Annotated in this window: 13 protein-coding genes and 3 pseudogenes; 8 read left to right on the top strand and 8 right to left on the bottom strand. The window is 66.3% G+C overall.

Annotation, left to right across the window (positions count from 1 at the left end; genetic code table 11):
- Window positions 1-59: 59 nt before the first annotated feature.
- The 4 genes and pseudogenes from GKE62_RS16430 to GKE62_RS16415 all read left to right on the top strand — a co-directional run bounded on the left by GKE62_RS16430 (window position 60) and on the right by GKE62_RS16415 (window position 6,871).
- The gene (locus GKE62_RS16430) at window positions 60-776 is read left to right on the top strand and encodes a hypothetical protein (protein ID WP_195908489.1); all 717 of its coding nucleotides are present in this window, start codon (window positions 60-62) and stop codon (window positions 774-776) included.
- A 262-nt stretch (window positions 777-1,038) separates the two neighbouring features.
- Window positions 1,039-2,244, top strand: coding sequence for an efflux RND transporter periplasmic adaptor subunit (locus GKE62_RS16425; RefSeq protein ID WP_154693173.1), 1,206 nt, complete (start codon window positions 1,039-1,041; stop codon window positions 2,242-2,244).
- Between the two features lie 9 nt (window positions 2,245-2,253).
- A pseudogene (locus GKE62_RS16420) lies at window positions 2,254-5,441 on the top strand (multidrug efflux RND transporter permease subunit).
- Entirely contained in the window at window positions 5,438-6,871 is a 1,434-nt protein-coding gene (locus tag GKE62_RS16415) for an efflux transporter outer membrane subunit (RefSeq protein WP_154693172.1), read from the top strand. The pseudogene GKE62_RS16420 and the gene GKE62_RS16415 overlap by 4 nt, the downstream one beginning before the upstream one ends.
- Here the strand turns inward: GKE62_RS16415 and GKE62_RS16410 are convergent, their stop codons facing one another.
- The 8 genes and pseudogenes from GKE62_RS16410 to GKE62_RS19865 form a co-directional block, all read right to left on the bottom strand.
- Window positions 6,872-8,437 (bottom strand): DHA2 family efflux MFS transporter permease subunit, encoded by a 1,566-nt coding sequence (locus GKE62_RS16410; RefSeq protein ID WP_230206770.1) that lies wholly within the window; start codon window positions 8,435-8,437, stop codon window positions 6,872-6,874. It lies immediately after the preceding gene.
- Window positions 8,438-8,476: 39 nt separating this feature from the next.
- Window positions 8,477-9,601, bottom strand: coding sequence for an HlyD family secretion protein (locus tag GKE62_RS16405; RefSeq protein ID WP_154693170.1), 1,125 nt, complete (start codon window positions 9,599-9,601; stop codon window positions 8,477-8,479).
- On the bottom strand, window positions 9,594-10,037 hold the full coding sequence (locus tag GKE62_RS16400) for a MarR family winged helix-turn-helix transcriptional regulator (protein WP_154693169.1): 444 nt from the start codon (window positions 10,035-10,037) through the stop codon (window positions 9,594-9,596). The genes GKE62_RS16405 and GKE62_RS16400 overlap by 8 nt, the downstream gene beginning before the upstream one ends.
- Before the next feature lie 76 nt (window positions 10,038-10,113).
- Window positions 10,114-11,316, bottom strand: a complete 1,203-nt coding sequence (locus GKE62_RS16395) for a CaiB/BaiF CoA-transferase family protein (protein WP_154693781.1) — start codon at window positions 11,314-11,316, stop codon at window positions 10,114-10,116.
- Between the two features lie 14 nt (window positions 11,317-11,330).
- Window positions 11,331-12,272, bottom strand: coding sequence for a hydroxymethylglutaryl-CoA lyase (locus tag GKE62_RS16390; RefSeq protein WP_154693168.1), 942 nt, complete (start codon window positions 12,270-12,272; stop codon window positions 11,331-11,333).
- Window positions 12,265-12,429 (bottom strand): FCD domain-containing protein, encoded by a 165-nt coding sequence (locus GKE62_RS19875; protein ID WP_370516013.1) that lies wholly within the window; start codon window positions 12,427-12,429, stop codon window positions 12,265-12,267. Before GKE62_RS19875 ends, GKE62_RS16390 begins: the two co-directional genes overlap by 8 nt.
- A 100-nt stretch (window positions 12,430-12,529) precedes the next feature.
- Window positions 12,530-12,598 (bottom strand): annotated as a pseudogene (locus GKE62_RS19870) (hypothetical protein); the annotation flags it as partial.
- A gap of 205 nt (window positions 12,599-12,803) precedes the next feature.
- Window positions 12,804-12,899, bottom strand: a pseudogene (locus GKE62_RS19865) (GntR family transcriptional regulator); the annotation flags it as partial.
- A gap of 202 nt (window positions 12,900-13,101) precedes the next feature.
- Here GKE62_RS19865 and GKE62_RS16380 point away from each other — a divergent pair.
- From GKE62_RS16380 to GKE62_RS16365, 4 genes are all read left to right on the top strand, one after another.
- Complete coding sequence (locus GKE62_RS16380) at window positions 13,102-13,812, top strand: aspartate/glutamate racemase family protein (RefSeq protein WP_154693562.1); 711 nt, start codon at window positions 13,102-13,104, stop codon at window positions 13,810-13,812.
- Complete coding sequence (locus tag GKE62_RS16375; protein WP_154693167.1) at window positions 13,809-14,243, top strand: nuclear transport factor 2 family protein; 435 nt, start codon at window positions 13,809-13,811, stop codon at window positions 14,241-14,243. Before GKE62_RS16380 ends, GKE62_RS16375 begins: the two co-directional genes overlap by 4 nt.
- Entirely contained in the window at window positions 14,243-14,641 is a 399-nt protein-coding gene (locus tag GKE62_RS16370) for a nuclear transport factor 2 family protein (RefSeq protein ID WP_154691271.1), read from the top strand. The genes GKE62_RS16375 and GKE62_RS16370 overlap by 1 nt, the downstream gene beginning before the upstream one ends.
- Window positions 14,642-14,713: 72 nt before the next feature.
- The gene (locus tag GKE62_RS16365; protein WP_154693166.1) at window positions 14,714-17,221 is read left to right on the top strand and encodes a TonB-dependent receptor; all 2,508 of its coding nucleotides are present in this window, start codon (window positions 14,714-14,716) and stop codon (window positions 17,219-17,221) included.
- The last annotated feature ends 73 nt before the right edge of the window (window positions 17,222-17,294 follow it).

The raw sequence follows: 17,294 nt of genomic DNA, 5'->3' as shown, positions 1-17,294 counted from the left end.
ACCATGGCGAAACTGAACGGCAAGCAGATCGAGGATGCGACCCGAGGCGTTAGGCCGAGGTGCTGAAGGCGGTAGCCGCCGAGCATCCCGAGACGCCGCTCAACCCAATCCGCGGTGCAACGCACCACCTATTCCAGCGTGGCGACGGCATCGTGAAGATCGCCCGCGGTACCTATCAGCTTGCCCGCTTTGCCGAAGCCGATGTCTCCACCGAAGACACCGAGGCTCGTACCGCTGCGGAAGACGTGACCAGTGAGGCTGCCGATGCAGAGAGACCAAGCGCAGGCATGCTGACCGAGCAGGATTTCTATGCCAGCTTTGCCGAATGGCTGGAGGAGAATGACGAAGTGACCGTCGCCAGCGCGCTCGGCGGCAGCAGCCTGGGCGGCAAGTGGGGCACACCCGACGTGATCGGCGTACTACGCCCGCGCGCGCAGGACATCTTCAAGTTTGAGCCCCAGATCGTCACCGCAGAGATCAAGGCGACGCCTGCGCAGCCCGTGGTCGCCTTCGGCCAGGCGGTCGCCTATTGCCTGTTCAGCCACAAAAGCTACATCGTCGTGCCCCGCACGACGACCAGCGGCGACATGAATCGGCTGACGTCGCTGTGCAGCATCCACGGGGTCGGCCTGGTTGTCTTCACTCTCGACCGCGAACTGCCCGACTACGCCGTCGTCGTTCTACCCGCGGTCGCCAACCCTGACATGTTCTACGTCAACACGATGCTCGACCGGTTGAAAGCCAGTGAGCCGAGACTGCTCAATCCACTCTTCTGATCGCGACGGTGGACCCCGCATCGAAAGGGCGACGCGGCTCACGAATGACCATTGACGGGTTGCACCAGCCGACTGCTACAGAGAAACCTCGAGCGGCGCCGCTTGAAAGGCTAGGAATGGCCGAATTGCTGGGGCGCGGATTTCTGGCTAAGGCTCCTGCCGCCCCAGCCAGCCTCTCCCATCCGATCCCGCCGATCCGGTTTGCCGCATCGCGACAATTGGTTACTTGAAAAATCCGGGCGGCCCGGCAGGGGCAAAAGCAATGCTGGCTCTCACGTCCTCCCTACCCCGCCACGGACGGCCTTCGCCCAAGCGGGTCTTGACGTTGATCTTCCCCCTCGCGGTGCTCGCCGCGTGCAGCGCCCCCGCGCAGGATGGGAAACGTGGCGACAAAGGCCCGCTGCAGGTGGGCTATCGCGTGGTCCAGCCCGCCGCGGTGCCGCTCGAGACCGAGCTGGCCGGACGGGTCGCCGCCTCGCGCAGCGCCGAGGTGCGGCCGCAGGTGACCGGGGTGATCCAGCGGCGATTGTTCGCGGAGGGCTCCTACGTCCGCCAGGGCCAGCCGCTGTTCCAGATCGATCCGAGTCTCTACCGCGCCGCGACCGCGCAGGCCGAGGCCAACCTTGCCAGTGCCCAGGCCAGCGCGAGCGCGGCGCAGACCAAGGCCGCGCGCTACGCTCCACTAGCGTCCGAGCAAGCCGTCTCGCAGCAGGAATACACCGATGTCGCAGCCTCGGCGCGCGTCGGCCGCGCGGTGGTCGCGCAGAACCGGGCGGCGCTCAACACCGCGCGAATCAACTTGCGCTTCACCACCGTCCCCGCGCCGATTTCGGGCCGGATCGGGCGCTCGGCGTTCACCGAGGGCGCGCTGGTGACGTCGGCGCAAAGCGATCCTCTGGCCACGATCGCGGTGCTCGATCCGGTCTATGTCGACATCCAGGAAAGCGCTGCCGATCTCGTCGCGCTGCGTCGCCGGATGGGCGGCAACGGCGCCGCGCCGATGACTGCCGAGGTCCGCTTGCTGCTCGACGACGGCAGCGAGTACGGATTTGCGGGCAAGCTGCGCTTTTCCGAGATCACGGTCGATCCCGCGACCGGATCGGTCACCTTGCGCGCCGAGTTCCCCAACCCGCAGGGCTTGCTGCTGCCGGGTATGTTCGTGCGCGCGAAGTTCGCCCAGACGGTGCTGAGCGACGCCTACCTTGTCCCGCAGACCGCGCTCAGCCGCGATCCGTCGGGGAACGCGCGGGTCTATGTGCTAGGCGCGGGCAACAGGGCGATGCAGCGCGCGGTCACCGCGACGCGGACCGTCGGCGCGAACTGGGTGGTCACCGCGGGGCTCAAGCCGGGCGAGCGGGTGCTGACCCAGGGGCTGGGCAAGGTCAAGCAGGGCCAGCCGGTCAAGCCGGTGCCCGAAAGCGCGCCGCAGACCCCGGGCAGACGCCCGGCCAAGCAGACCAAGAACTGACGGGCCGCGATGTCGCGGATCTTCATCAACCGGCCGATCTTCGCCTGGGTGATCGCGATCATCGTCATGCTCGCAGGGCTCGCCGCATTGCGTACGCTGCCGGTCGAGCAGTTTCCCGACATCGCCCCGCCGCAGGTCAACATTCGCGCGAACTACCCCGGCGCCTCGGCCGCGACGCTGGAGAACAGCGTCACCCAGGTGATCGAGCAGCAGCTCACCGGAATCGACGGGCTGCTCTATTTCAGCTCGAACTCCTCGTCGCGCGGCGCGGTCTCGATAAGCGCCACGTTCGAGAAGGGGACCGACCCGGACATTGCCCAGGTCCAGGTCCAGAACAAGGTCCAGCAGTCGCTCAGCCGCTTACCCCAGCAGGTCCAGCAACAGGGCCTGACGGTGACCAAGTCGAGCCCCGACTTCCTACTGATCGCGGCGATCAGCGACACCACCGACCGCTCCCAGAGCGTCGACATCGCCGACTACCTGGTGTCCAATCTGCAGGAGCCGATCGGGCGCGTTCCCGGCGTTGGCGAAACCAACGTGTTCGGATCGCAGCACGCGATGCGGGTGTGGCTCGATCCCGCGCGGCTTGCGGGCTATCAGCTGATGCCCGGCGACGTGATCGCCGCGATCACCGCGCAGAACGCCGAGGTTGCGGGCGGCGAGGTCGGCGGCACCCCCAACGCGCCGGGCCAGCGGCTCGACGCCACGCTCACCGCGCAATCGCGGCTGACCACACCCGAACAGTTCGCCCAGATCGTGGTCAAGACCCGGCCCGACGCATCGACCGTGAGGCTCGCCGACGTCGCGCGGATCGAACTGGGGGCGGAGAATTACGGCACCGCGATCCGCGTCAACGGCCATCCCGGCGTCGGCATTTCGGTCAGCCTCGCGCCGGGCGCCGACGCGCTCAAGACCGCCGAGCTGGTCAAGGCCGAGATCGCCGCACGGGCCAGGGATTTCCCGGAGGGCTGGAGGTATTCCTACCCCAACGATTCGACGATCTTCATCAAGAAGTCGGTCGAGGACGTCGTCACCACGCTGGCGGAAGCGGTGGTCCTCGTTGTGCTGGTGATCTTCTTCTTCCTCCAGAGCTGGCGGGCCACGCTCATCCCGGCGATCGCGGTGCCGGTGGTGTTGCTCGGCACTCTGGGAGTATTTGCGGTCGCCGGGTTCACTATCAACACTCTGACGCTGTTCGGGATGGTCCTCGCGATCGGGCTGCTGGTCGACGACGCGATCGTGGTGGTCGAGAACGTCGAGCGGCTGATGCAAGAGAACCCCGGCATGTCCCCGCGCGAGGCGACCATCGCCTCGATGAAGGAAATCCAGGTGGCGCTGGTCGCGATCGCGATGGTGCTCTCGGCGGTGTTCCTGCCGATGGCGTTCTTCGGCGGATCGACCGGGGTGATCTACCGCCAGTTTTCGCTGACGATCGTCTCTGCGATGGTCCTGTCGGTGTTCGTCGCGCTGATCCTGAGCCCGGCGCTGACCTCGACTCTGCTTCGCCGCCGCGAGGTCGAGGAAGCCGGGACTGGTCGCGTCGCGCGATGGAGCGCCAGGATGCACCACTGGTTCGAGGATCGTTTCGGGCGCCTTTCGGGGTGGTACCGCGACCGTGCCCGGACCGTACTGGCGCGACGCAAGCGGTTTGCTGTGATTTATCTGGTCGTAGCCGCGCTGCTGGCGTTCCTGTTCCTGCGCCTGCCGACCGGGTTCATCCCCAGCGAGGACCAGGGGTATGCGGCGATGCAGTTCAATCTGCCCGCCGGTGCGACGTTGGAGCAGACCCGCGATGCCGCGCTCAAGATCGAGAAGTATGTACTCAGGCAGCCCGACGTCGCTCAAGCGATGGTCATCGCCGGCGGTGGCGGCGGCGGTGGCGGTGGCGGTGGCGGCGGCCAAAACTCGGGCCGCGGGTTCCTCGCGCTCAAGGACTGGTCCGAGCGCAAGGGCTCCGAGCATTCGGCCGAGGCGGTCACCCGCCAGTTGACCCAGGCGATGGGTCCGCTGCGCGATGTGGAATTCTATGCGACGGTGCCCCCGGCGGTGCGCGGCCTCGGCCAGTCGAGCGGGTTCAGCGCCGAACTGCTCAACAGCGGACGCCTCAGCCAGCAGGATTTCGCGGCGACCCGCGACGCGATCCTCGCCGAAGCGCGCGCCGACGGCAGCCTGGCCAACGTCCGCCTGAGCTCGCTGCCCGACCAGCCGACGCTCAAGGTCGATACCGATCCGCAGCGGCTCGCCGTGCTCGGCCTCAGCCAGGCCGACGTCAACACCACACTCTCGACCGCGTGGGGGGACGCTACGTCAACGATTTCGTCGACAACGGCCGGGTCAAGCGGGTCTACGTCCAGGGCGACGCGCCCTACCGCTCGGCCCCCGAGGATATCGCCCAGTGGTATGTCCGCGGCAGTACCGGCGCGATGGTGCCATTCTCGGCGATCGCGCAGAACGGGTGGAGTGCCGCACCGCCGAGCCTGAGTCGCTTCGGCGGCGTCCGCAATGAAAGTCTCAGCGGTCAAGCAGCTCCTGGCACCAGTTCGGGCACCGCGATGGACACGATCCAGCGGATCATCGAATCGCACCCCGGGGTGTCGGTGGCGTGGTCGGGCGCTTCGCATCAGGAACGGCTGTCGTCGGGTCAGGCGCCCTATCTCTACGCGATTTCGCTGCTGGTGGTTTTCCTGTGCCTTGCCGCGCTCTACGAAAGTTGGTCGATCCCCCTGGCGGTGCTGCTGGTGATCCCGCTGGGCCTGGTCGGCGCGATCCTGGCGGTGACGTTGCGCGGGCTGGAGAACGACGTGTTCCTCCAGATCGGGCTGCTGACGACGATGGGGCTGGCGGCCAAGAATGCGATCCTGATGATCGAGTTCGCGGAGCAGGCCGAGAAGGCGGGAAGATCCCCCTACGAAGCCGCGCTCGATGCCGCGCGCATCCGTCTGCGTCCGATCCTGATGACGAGCTGCGCGTTCATCTTCGGGGTGATGCCGCTGGCGTTGGCGAGCGGCGCCGGCGCCAACAGCAGAATCGCGATCGGCACCGCGGTGATCGGCGGGATGCTGACCGCAACGCTGCTCGCGATCTTCTACATCCCGTTCTTCTTCGTGCTGGTGCGCACGACCACCCGCGACACATTCCGCAAGCTGATGCGCCGCCGGGGTGGCGCGAGCGAGCCGCAGCCGGAGCCGGCCGAATGATCCGCGGGTTGGGAATGGCGCTCTCGGCCGCAGCGCTTGCGGGCTGCTCGCTCGCCCCGCCCTATCGGCAGACCGCGCTGCCGGTTCCGCTGGGCTGGCCGTCGGGCGACGCCTACCTCGCGCAAAGCCTCGCCCCGCTGCCGCGCTACGACTACCGCCAGGTCTTCGCCGATCCGCGGCTGCTGACGCTCATCGAGGAAGCGCTGGCCAACAACCAAGATGTCGCTCACGCAGTCGCCAACATTGCCGCCGCCCGTGCCCGGTACCGGATCCAGCGCGCTGATCGGTTGCCCCAGCTCGACGCCAGCCTGGGCGCGCGGCGGTCGGACGGAGGATCTTCGCCCGGCAACGCGGGCACCGGAAACCCGAGTGGAGGAAGCGCGCGGAGTTCCTTCACCGCCGATCTGGCGGTCACCGGCTACGAGATCGACCTGTTCGGTCGCGCCCGTTCGCTCACCGATGCGGCGCGCGATCGCTATCTCGCCAGCGATTCCGCCGCGCAAGCGGTGCGCCTCGCGCTGGTCGCCGACGTTGCCGACGCCTGGCTCAACCACGCCGCCGACCAGAGCCTGCTCGGCGTAGCGAAGGATACCGTCGCCACCCAGGGCAAAGTGGTCGAGCTCACCCGCAAGCGGCTTGACGGCGGGATCGCCCCGCGCACCGATCTGCGCCAGGCCGAACTCACGCTCCACACCGCCGAGGCCGATGTCGCCGTCCAGACCACCGCGATCGCGCAGGACGTCAACGCGTTGCAACTGCTGGTCGGCGCGCCGATCGACCCGGCGCTACTCGCCGCTTCGATTTCCGACGCCTCCGCCCGCCTCGCAGACATTCCCGCCGGACTAGATTCGACCGTCCTGTTGCGCCGTCCCGACGTGGTCGAAGCCGAGTACAACTTGCGCGCCGCCAACGGCGACATCGGCGCGGCGCGGGCCGATCTGTTCCCTAGGATTTCGTTGACGGGCCTGTTCGGCTTCGCCTCGGACGCGCTGGGTGCGCTGTTCACCGGGGGCGCTTTCAACTGGTCGGGCGCCGCCGACCTCGCCTATCCGATTTTTCGCGCGGGCGCGGGCAAAGCCAACGTCGCGCTCAGCGAAGCCCAGCGCGATGCGCTGCTTGCGACCTACCGCAAGGCGATCCAGACTGCATTTCGCGATGTCGCCGATGCGCTCGCCCGGCGCGGCACAATCGACGCGCAAATCGCGGCGCTCGCCGCCAACCAGACGGCGGCGGCGGACAACGCGCACCTCGCCGAATTGCGCTTTCGGGGCGGGATTGACAGCTACCTGACATCGCTGACCGCGCAGCAAGCGCTCTATTCGACACGCCGGGCGTTGGTCGCCGGGCAATTCGTGCGCGCCACCAACCGCGCCGACATCTACCGCGCAGTGGGCGCCGATGCCGCGCTCGCCACCCGGCCTACGCGCTAGCTAGTGCGGAATATCGGCCTGGCTCGCGCTCGGGGCGCCGCGTGAGGCGCGCAGGAGCAGCGCAAGCGGCATCGCCATAACGCTAAGCCACATCATCAAGTGAAAATTGTCGATGTAGGCGATCATCGCCGCCTGGCGGTTCACCTCGGCATCGACCATGCTCATGGCGGTCGTGCCCAACTGCTGGAACCGGTCGACCGTTGAAAAATCGATCAGGTCGGTAACCGAAGCGGTCACGTGCGACGCCAGGTCGGAGTGGCTTTGCTGGAGATTGCGCGCCAGCAGCGCGGTGGTGATGGAGATGCCGACAGAGGCCCCCAGCGAGCGGAACAGGTTGAGCAAGCTCGATCCCTCGGTGCGCAGGTACGGCTCGAGCGTAGCGAACGCCACGGTGTTGAGCGGGATGAACACCAGCCCCATTCCCAAACCCTGGATCAGCCCTGAAAGGACGATGTGATACTGGTCTGTACCCAGCGAGAACGCGGACATTTGCCAGAACGACAGCGTCGCCAGCACGAAGCCCGTCACGACCAGCACACGCGCATCCACCCCGCGGCGGACGAGGAGCCCGGAAATCTGCATGCTGATCAACGTTCCCACGCCGCGCGGCATCAGCACCCAGCCGGTATCGATCACCGAATAGCCGAACAGGCGCTGCAACATCGGCGGCAACAGCGCCATCGTCGCGAACATCACCACGCCCAGCGCGATCATGAACATCAGTGCGACCAGGAAATTGGAGTTGGCGAACAGCGCCGGATTAAACAGCGTCGGCTGCTTGGTCGTGGTGAAGTGGATCGCGCCGATCCACACCGCACTGACGATTGCCGCCACGTATATCCAGGCCTCAAGCGAATCGAACCAGTCGATCTGGTTGCCGCGATCGAGCAGCAACTGCAGCGCGCCGATGGCGATCGCGATCATCGCGAAGCCGAACATGTCGAACCGCTTTTTCTCGATCGGGCGTGATGGCAGCCGCGCGATGAGGATGAACAACGCCAGCGCGCCCAGCGGAACGTTGACATAGAAGCACCAGCGCCAGTTCCAGTTCTCGGTGAGAGTCCCCCCGATGATCGGCCCCAGGATCGGCCCGATCATCACCCCCATTCCCCACACCGCCATCATCTGCGGCTGGCGCGACGGCTTGTTGATGTCGAGCATCGCCGCCTGGCTCAGCGGGGAGATGAACGCCCCCGAAGCGCCCTGCAGCGCCCGGAACAAGACCATCTCGGTGATGTTCTGGGCCATCCCGCACAACATCGAGGCGATGACGAATCCTGCGGTAGAAAGAATGAACAAGCGCCGCGAGCCAACCCGGTCGGCCAGCCAGCCGGTCATCGGCATCGCCACCGCGCTTGCGACGATATAGCTGGTCAGAACCCAGCTGATCTCGTCGGGAGTGGCGCCGAGCGCGGCCTGCATGTGCGGAATTGCGACGTTTGCAATCGTGGTGTCGAGGATCTGCAGCAGCGAAGCGGTCATGATCCCGACGACCACGAACATCGTGTTGCGTACCGGTAGCGCCGCGACATCGGCGAGCTGCGGCGGGCTTACAGCGACCGGCACCGGGGCTGAGCCTGATGAAGCCACGCTGGCCATGGTCGGCTAGTGCTGGCGGCCGTCGGTGTACACGGTCACGTGGCTGGAGATGCCGGCGATGAGCTGGCGCGGGCTGGCCTGGTCGATGGCGATCCGCACCGGCACCCGCTGCGTCACCTTGACCCAGTTGCCGGTCGCGTTCTGCGCCGGCAGCACCGAGAACTCGCTACCGGTACCGGCGCCGATCGAGGCGACGTGCCCCTTGAGCTTGACGCCGGGATAGGCGTCGAAGGTGATCTGCGCGGGTTCACCGATCTGCATATCGGCCAGTTCGGTCTCCTTGAAATTAGCCTCGACGTAACTCTGTCCGTTCGCGACGATCGTGACCACGGGAAGTCCCGAGACGATTTGCTGGCCCTTGAGCAGGCGATCGGCCTGGGTGATCCGGCCGCTCATCGGCGCGCGCACTTCGGTGCGCGCGAGGTTGAGTTGGGCGGCGCGACGCTGCGCCTGCGCTGCGGCGATCGCGGGGAGGACGCCCGGCACCTGCGCGCCGGTCGACAGCTTGGCGCGGGCCTCGGCGCTCTTCGCTTCGGCCAGCCGCAACTCCTCGCGCGCCTGGGCGACCTGGTGCTGAGCCGCATCGTAGGCGGCCTTGGTGGTAAACCCGCGTTGCCAAAGCGCGCGCTGACGCTCGAACGAGGCCTGCGTGAAGCCGATATCCTCGCGCGCCGCGGCAACGTCCGCTCCCGACAGTTCGGACGAATTCGCCAGCGCGGTGGCATTGGCCTGTGCGCTGGCAATCGCCGCATCGGCCTGCGCGATCTGGATCCGGTAGGGCTCGGGATCGACGGTGAACAGAAGGTCGCCAGCCTTGACCTGCCCGCCTTCGCGCACGGCAACCGAGACGATCTGACCTCCGACCTCAGCGCTCACCGCGACTTTATCCTGCTGGACATAGGCGTTGTCGGTCGAGACTTTGCCTTGCAGGCTTTCCCAGTAAAACAGCCCGCCGCCGATAACCAGCAGCGGCACAATGCCCATCAGGGCGATCCGGCTCAGGCGGTTGGGTGCCTTCGCCGGCTCCGCTTCGGCCACGCCGGGTGAGGTGCTCTCGGCGGCTTGGGCAGCGAGCGGGCTTTCCACCGGGGTTGCTGTCTCGACGTCGATCTGCGGGTCGCGGTCAGCCATGGGACACCAGTGCCTCGAGTGGCCGGCGCGACAAGTTGTCGCGAATCCGGTCAAGCATATCGCGCAACCGCTCGCGCTCGCGCTCGTCGATTCCCGTCAATGCCTCTTCGATCAGCGCGTCCGCAAGTGGACGCAGTTCCGCTAGCAGGTCATGCGCCCGCGATGTCAGGAACAGACGCCACGACCGCCGATCCGCGGGATCGGCGCGACGCTCGACAAGTCCTGCGTCCTGGAGCCGATCGACCATCCGGCAGACTGTGATGGGCTCGACATCGAGCAATTCGGCAAGGCCGCCCTGATTCACGCCTTCGTGACGCAGCAACGTGGTCAGCACCTGCCACTGGGAGCGGGTCACTCCGATGCCGCGCGCGCGCACGTCGAACGAACGCCGCAGCAGGCGCGAGGTGTCGGCCAGCATTGCTCCGAGATTTTCCATAGGCCTGCAATTAATAACGATGCTTATGATTGTCAAGGGTTCACATCGTGATCGATTGCACGTCTGATTCCGGGCCTCAGATCACTCCGGCAGCGGTCAGCGTGGCCAACTCATCGCCCCCGATCCCCAAGAGATCGCCATACACCTCCCGATTGTGCTGGCCGACCCGCGACGGCGCGGGGCTGCGCACGCCCGACGGGGTTTGCGACAAATGCGGAAACGCGCCTTGCATCCGCAATGGGCCGAACCGCTCGGTCTCCACCTCGACGATCGCTCCGCGCGCCGCGAAATGCGGATCGGCGAGCATCTCGGGCGCGCGATAGACCCGCCCCGCGGGGATCGAGCAGGTGATCATCAGCCGGTCGAGTTCGTCGACCGTCAGCGTCCGTGTCCACGCGTCGATTAGCGAATCGAGTTCGGCCTGGTTCTTCCCGCGCGCGATATGGGTGGCATAGCGGGGGTCGTCGGCCAGTTCGGGGCGCCCCATTGCTTCTGCCAGGCGGCGCCAAATCTCGTCCTTGTTGGCCCCGATCATATATTCGCCGTCGCTGCACGTGTAGACGTTTGACGGGGCGATGCCGGGCAGGATCGAGCCGGAGCGTTCGCGAATCACCCCGCCGTGGTCGAACTCGGGAACCAGCCCCTCCATGACCTGAAGGACGCTTTCATAAAGCGCGGCATCGACCACCTGCCCCTTGCCCGTCCGGGCGCGGACATGGAGCGCGGCCAGCACGCCCATACAGCCGTAGGTCGCGGTCAGGGTATCGCCGATCGAGACCCCCATCCGGCTCGGCGGGCGATCAGGCTCGCCAACAATGTAGCGCCACCCGCCCATCGCCTCGCCGATCCCGCCGAACCCCGCACGGTCGGAATAGGGTCCGGTCTGGCCGTAGCCGCTCATCCGCGCGACGATCAGCCCGGGGTTTTCCGCTTGCAGCGTCGCCGGGGCGAGGCCCCACTTCTCCAGCGTGCCAGGCTTGAAGTTCTCGACCAGCACATCGGCAGTGGCGATCAGCCGCCGCGCCAGCGCCTGGCCTTCGGGCACGCGCAAGTTTAGCGAAACCGACTTCTTGTTGCGGGCGATGACCTCCCACTGGACCTTTTCCTCGCCGAGCCCCCAAAGCCGCATCGGATCGCCCGCGCCCGGCGGCTCGAGCTTGACCACGTCCGCGCCCATGTCGCCCAGCAACTGGCCGCAGAAGGGTCCGGCCAGCAATTGGCCCATCTCGATCACGCGGATGTCGGACAGGGCACCGGTATTCGTCGCGGTGTTCATCATCATTCGACCTCGTCTTACTTCGCGGAGGCGGGCGGAAACGCGCGCGCCTTGGCAACCATCGCGGGAAGTTCTTTGCCCATAACCCCGGCGAACCAGCGGTTGGTCTCGACCAGCGCGGCCAGATCGAGACCTGTGGCGATCCCCGCGCGCTCGAGCATGTAGACGACGTCCTCGGTCGCGACGTTGCCCGCGGCGCCAGGGGCGAAGGGGCAGCCGCCCAGCCCGCCCAACGATGCATCGACGACCCTCGCTCCGGCCTGCACCGCCGCCCAGACGTTGGCCAGGCCGGTGCCACGCGTGTTATGGAAGTGGACCCGCACCGGGATCGGCGCGATCGCCTCGCGCACACTGGTGACCAGGCGCTGGACCCGGCCCGGATCGCCGACGCCGATGGTGTCGGCAAGTGCGATCTCGAGCGGGTCCGCCTTGGCTAGGGCAAGCGCCATCGCCAGCACGCGATCTTCGCCGACCTCGCCCTCGAACGGGCAACCGAACGCGGCGGAGATCGTTGCCTGCCCGGTCAGACCCGCCGCGCGGGCGAGCGCGACGATTTCCTGCGATACTTCGACCGAACCGTCGCTGGTCTGACCCTGGTTGGCCATCGCGAAGCCATCGGTGGCGACTGCGACCGCACCGAGCTGGTCGATCCGGCCCGTGGCGATGGCGCGCTCGGCACCGCGGCGGTTGAGGACGAGGCCAATGTAGGTCACGTCGCCGCGCTCGGGCAGCCCGGCGCAAACCGCCTCCGCGTCCGCCATCTGCGGGACCGCGCGTGGATTGACGAAGCTGGCCGCCTCAATCCGCCGAACGCCCGCCGCCAGCGAGCGGCGGATCAGCTCTAGCTTGTCCGCGGTCGAAACGGCCAGCGCCTCGTTCTGGAGACCGTCACGCGGGCCGACTTCGACCATCTCGACGGAATTTGTACACAAATCATACGAGCTGTTTGGTTCAGCCATGGGACACCTGCCGGTCGATCGCGGTCAGCCCGGTGTGGGCGTCGGCATAGGCATGATAGGCGCGGCGGATGTGCGCGGCCATCACCGCCTCGGCCCAGGCGCCATCGCGGCGGGCGAACGCGGCGAGCAATTCGTCGTGCTCGCCAAATGAGCGCAACAGCGCCTCTCGGCCATAGTGGTGCGCGGTACGCTGGAATCACCGGCTGCTCGATCAATGTGCCGAGCAGCGCCGCCAGCCGCGGCGACGCGGCCGCCTGGAGGACGATCGCGTGGAACTCGCGGTTGCCCTCGAGAAATTGCTCGACGTCGGGTGTCGTGGCCCGCACTGCCGCGCCGAGCTTGCGGTTTGCTTCGCGCAGACGCGTGAGCAAGCGCTTCGCTCATGCGCTCAGCAGCGCGGCGCGCGGCGTGACCTTCCAGCATGGCGCGCAGTTCGAAAGCATCCGCTACGTCGTCGAGCGACCAGTCCGCGACGAAAGTCCGCTGGGTGCCGCTCCGCTTGACCAGCAGCTCGCTCTCGAGCCGGCGCAGCGCGTCGCGGATCGGGGTGCGCGAGACCCCGCAGCGTTCTGCCAAAGCCTCTTCGCCAAGTTGCGCCCCGGCGGGCAGCGCGCCCGACAGGATCATCGCCCGGATCTGGCAATAGGCGCGTTCGGAAGCTTTCGACATGATAAGGCCTATCGAGGGTTGACGGCGCTCCTTTGTATACAATACACAGGGCGCAACACAACCGGACAATTTGTCCGACACGCGGAGATGTGTTTTGGGCGAACCTGTCGGCACTCACCGTACGGGCGTCAAACGCATCAAGGTGGTTGTTCCGATTCCGATGGATTCGGCGGGTGTTGCCAATCGGGCGCTGCAGCTTCCGGACGATTTCGTCGCTGGCGGGTTTCGGCCTGAGTTTGCCGCGGTTCGGTGGGGCGCCGCGCTGGGCGACAGCTATCACGATATGCTGCTGATGGACTGGACCGTGTTCCAGGCCGGGATTGATGCCGAGGACGAGGGCTATGCCGGGGTCCTGATCGACACGGTGAGCGATTCGGGGTTGCGCGCGCTGCGCTCGCGCCTGAGCATCCCGGTGGTGGGGCCTGGCGAGGCCGCGTTCGCCACCGCGATGATGCTGGGCAAGAAGTTCACCGTGCTGACGATGTGGCCGCAGTGGTTCCCGCTCTACGAGAAGACCCTGACCGAGTACGGCTGGTGGAGCCGCTGCGCCTCGCTGCGCTCGATCGACACCCGGCCCGACGTCACCGAACTGCTCGCGGGCAAGGAGGAGGTGATCTTCGCCAAGCTCAAGGCCGAGGCCGAGAAGGCGATCGCCCAGGACGGCGCCGACGTGATCGTGCTGGGCTCGACGACGATGCACCAGTCGGCGCAATACCTCGCCGCGAACCTGCCGGTCCCGGTGCTGAACCCCGGACAGGTCGCCTACAAGCAGCTCGAGCTGCTGATCGGGCTTGGCCTTTCGCATTCGAAGAAGGCGTTTCCCTCGCCCGAGGTGGGCAAGGACGCGGACATCCGGAAGGGCTGGGCATGAGCCAGTGGAGCGAAGGTGGGGCCGGGCAGAAGGCGCTGGCCTATCCGTTCTATATCGACATCGTCACCAAGCGGTACTTCGACGGGGTCGACAACAAGAACCTGGCCCAGGTGCTGAACTGCTTCAGCGAGGACGCGGTGCTGACCGAGGTCACCTCGGGCACCGTCCACACCGGGCGCGACGAAGGCATCGCCAGGATGTTCGAGAAGCTGTTCGCCGACTTTTCCGACATCTGGCACGGCAACTTCGTCCACACCGCGGACCCCGACAGCAACACCGTGTGCTCGCAGTTCACCGTGCTGATCACCCCGCATGGCGGCGACGAGCTGCGCTATGAGAACTGCAACCGGTTCTACCTGAAGGACCGCCTGTTCCACCGCGTCTACGTCTACATGAGCGGCGACAACCTGCTCCAGCCGGGAGACGCCTGATGCAGTACGAACCGGGCCTCTCGCGCGCCGAGCTGATCGACCTGGCGACGCGCAAGTACTTCGCCAGCGTCGACGCCAAGGACATGGAGGCCGCCCTCGCCTGCTTCCACGACGAGGCGCTGTTCTGCGTCCAGACCGCGTTTACCCGCCACAGCGGCAAGGCCGAGATCCGCCGCATGTTCGAAGACTTCTTCGCCGGCTACCAGACCATCGTCCACAAGGACTTCACCTGCACCGTCGATGACAAGAACGGGCGCATCGCGGCCAGCTTCGAAGCCGTGCTGACCGGCCACGACGGCTCCGTCACCCGGCTCAACAACACCAACTTCTGGCGCGTGCGAGACGGCAAGTTCCAGGAAGTCTACGTCTATATGAGCGGGCAGAATCCGCTGGTTTGAATTTGGAGGATTTTTAGCGGATCAAGCGGGAAAACCTGCTGATCCGTCCATCACGAAAGAGGGGTTTCGACGATGAACACCATCCGTTTGGCATCTGCTGTCTCACTGTTCGCCATGCTTGCAGCGGCCCAGCCCGCGTTTGCCCAGAGCGCGGAAACCACCGCGGCCGAGGACGATAACGCGATCATTGTCACCGCGCGGCGTCAGGAGGAACGCCTCCAGGACGTGCCGGCCTCGGTCGCTGTGCTGACCGCGACCACGCTCGAACGCACTGGCGCGACCAACGCCGCCGATTTCGCCCAGCTCACCCCCGGGGTCACGATCGTGACTGGCACCGCCGAGGCGGGTGATACCCAGGTCAACATCCGCGGGATCAACGGGGCGCGCGACGCGGAAAGCTCAGTCGCGCTCGTGGTCGACGGCATCCTCAAGACCAACACCGCGCAACTGAACCAGGTTCAGGGCACGCTGCGCCAGGTTGAAATCCTCAAGGGCCCGCAAGGCGCGCTGTATGGTCGCAACGCCGCCGCGGGCGCGCTGGTCCTGACCACGCTCAAGCCCGGCGACGCGTTCGAAGGCGCGGCCAAGGTTTCCTACGCCGAGGAGAACACGGTCGAGGCCTCCGCCCACATCGCCGGGCCGCTCGGCAGCGGCGCCGGTTTCGTCCTGTCCGGCTATTATCGCACCACTGACGGCCATTATCGCAACCTGCTGACCGGCAAGAAGACCGTCGACGATGCCGAAGATCTCGCTTTCGACGGACGACTGGTGTTCCAGGCGGGACCGGACACCCAGATCGACGCCAAGGCACGCTATGCCCGCTTCCGCGGCGCCTCGATCAACTTCAACGCCGCGTTCCACCTGCCCAACTTCGCCGCGGTCAATCCCAAGTTCTACGAGGACGTCGATGACCATCGGTTCCGCTATTATTCAAACATCCGCCCCACCAACGATCAGGACAGCTACGACGCCTCGATCAAGCTCGAGCACAGCTTCGATGCGATGAAGCTGATCGCCTGGGCGCTGTATTCAGATGTCGACCAGAACCTCGTGGCCGACGGCACCTCGGCCGATTTCGCACGCTATGTCAGCGCGGCGAACCCGGCGGTGGCCAGTTCCGTAAGCAAGTGCTTCGCCTCGACCGCGGCGTTGACCGGGTTCCCGGTCAACCAGCCGGGCTTCATCGGCGCGATCCCGGTGCCGTTCATCTTCGCGCCTGCCACCGGATCGACCTTCGGCCCCTACAGCCCGACGACCTGCGACGGCACCCAGTATCAGGAACGCAAGCAGCGCGATTTCAGCGCGGAAGTGCGGCTGGTCTCGGATGGGGACGGCCCGGTCTCGTGGCAGCTTGGCGCATACTATCTCAACATCGATCGCAAGGTCGGGGTCAGCCTGGGCGCGGACACCGGGGCGGGTACGATCAAGCAGCTCTACAATCCGCCCAGCAGCGCCAATCCCACCTCGCTGCTGCTCGCCGACAAGTTCAAGACCCAGGTCTACGCCGCGTTCGCCTCGACCGAGTACAAACCCAGCGAGCAGTTCACCGCGGGCCTGGCGCTGCGCTACGATGTCGAGGATCGCAAGACCCGCAGCCTGGTGCCGACCGCGACCGACCCTTTCACCGGCGGGCCGATCAATCCCGGCCAGGCGTTTGGGCCGATCACGCCCAAGAGCGCGACCTTCAAGCAGCTCCAGCCCAAAGTGACGCTGAGCTGGGAACCGACCCCCGACCTCAACATCTATGGCAACTGGGGGATCGGCTTCAAATCGGGCGGGTTCAACAACCAGGGCGCCTCGACGATCATCGACCAGAACTTCAACCAGTTCATCGGCGCCGGTGTCACGATCAACGACCAGTACCGCAAGGAACGCTCCAGCGCCTTCGAAGTGGGGGTCAAGGGATCGCTGCTCGATAACCGGGTGACCTTCGATCTGGCCGGCTATTACACCCGCATCCACGACATGCAGTTCTTCGAATTCTTCGTCGGCAGCTTTGGCTTGCTGCGCGTGGTCTCGAACATCGACAAGGTGGAGGTCAAAGGCGCCGAGCTCAACATGAGCGCGAAGATCGTCGATGGCTGGAAGGTGTTCGGCGCGGTCAACGTGACCGACAGCGAGATCAAGAAGAACCGCTCGCGGCCCTATACCGTGGGCAACAAGTCGCCCTACACCGCCGATTACACGATCAACCTGGGCAGCGAGATGAACGCCCCGCTGACCGACAGCATCGACCTGATCGTGCGCGCCGATTACCGGATCACCGGCCCGACATGGTTCCACACGGTCCAGGACCAGGAACGGCCGACCCTGTTCAGCGGGTTGCTGCCGATCTCGGCGCTGGCGCTGCCGGGGTTCGTGGGCAACGGCCGCTTCGACGTCGCCCGGCGCGGCGCGTTCGGAGTGCTGGATCTTCGCGCGGGACTGGATTTCGGCCAGTTCACGATCACCGCGTTTGCCAACAACATGCTCGACCGCAGGTACGTCGCCGAGGCGATTCCGGCGATCGAGTTCGGCGGATCGTTCATCTCGCCCGGCGCGCGGCGCCTGGTCGGGGTCGAGGTGGGGGCGAAGTTCTAGAGCCTGACGGCATCAGGCTCTAGGTGTGAGCTTTCAGGAGGTTGTTCATCCGGTGTGATCCGGTCAGACTGAT

The organism is Novosphingobium sp. Gsoil 351, from assembly GCF_009707465.1.
GTDB lineage: Bacteria > Pseudomonadota > Alphaproteobacteria > Sphingomonadales > Sphingomonadaceae > Novosphingobium.
Note: the sequence above shows the minus strand (reverse complement) of the source record. Positions and strands in the feature narration are given on the sequence as shown.

Coding starts and splice junctions, on each gene's coding strand:
- GKE62_RS16365 (WP_154693166.1), top strand. CDS start 14,714: ATGAACACCATCCGTTTGGCATCTGCTGTCTCACTGTTCGCCATGCTT.
- GKE62_RS16400 (WP_154693169.1), bottom strand. CDS start 10,037: ATGGAAAATCTCGGAGCAATGCTGGCCGACACCTCGCGCCTGCTGCGG.
- GKE62_RS16405 (WP_154693170.1), bottom strand. CDS start 9,601: ATGGCTGACCGCGACCCGCAGATCGACGTCGAGACAGCAACCCCGGTG.
- GKE62_RS16375 (WP_154693167.1), top strand. CDS start 13,809: ATGAGCCAGTGGAGCGAAGGTGGGGCCGGGCAGAAGGCGCTGGCCTAT.
- GKE62_RS16415 (WP_154693172.1), top strand. CDS start 5,438: ATGATCCGCGGGTTGGGAATGGCGCTCTCGGCCGCAGCGCTTGCGGGC.
- GKE62_RS16395 (WP_154693781.1), bottom strand. CDS start 11,316: ATGATGAACACCGCGACGAATACCGGTGCCCTGTCCGACATCCGCGTG.
- GKE62_RS16425 (WP_154693173.1), top strand. CDS start 1,039: ATGCTGGCTCTCACGTCCTCCCTACCCCGCCACGGACGGCCTTCGCCC.
- GKE62_RS16390 (WP_154693168.1), bottom strand. CDS start 12,272: ATGGCTGAACCAAACAGCTCGTATGATTTGTGTACAAATTCCGTCGAG.
- GKE62_RS16370 (WP_154691271.1), top strand. CDS start 14,243: ATGCAGTACGAACCGGGCCTCTCGCGCGCCGAGCTGATCGACCTGGCG.
- GKE62_RS16380 (WP_154693562.1), top strand. CDS start 13,102: ATGGATTCGGCGGGTGTTGCCAATCGGGCGCTGCAGCTTCCGGACGAT.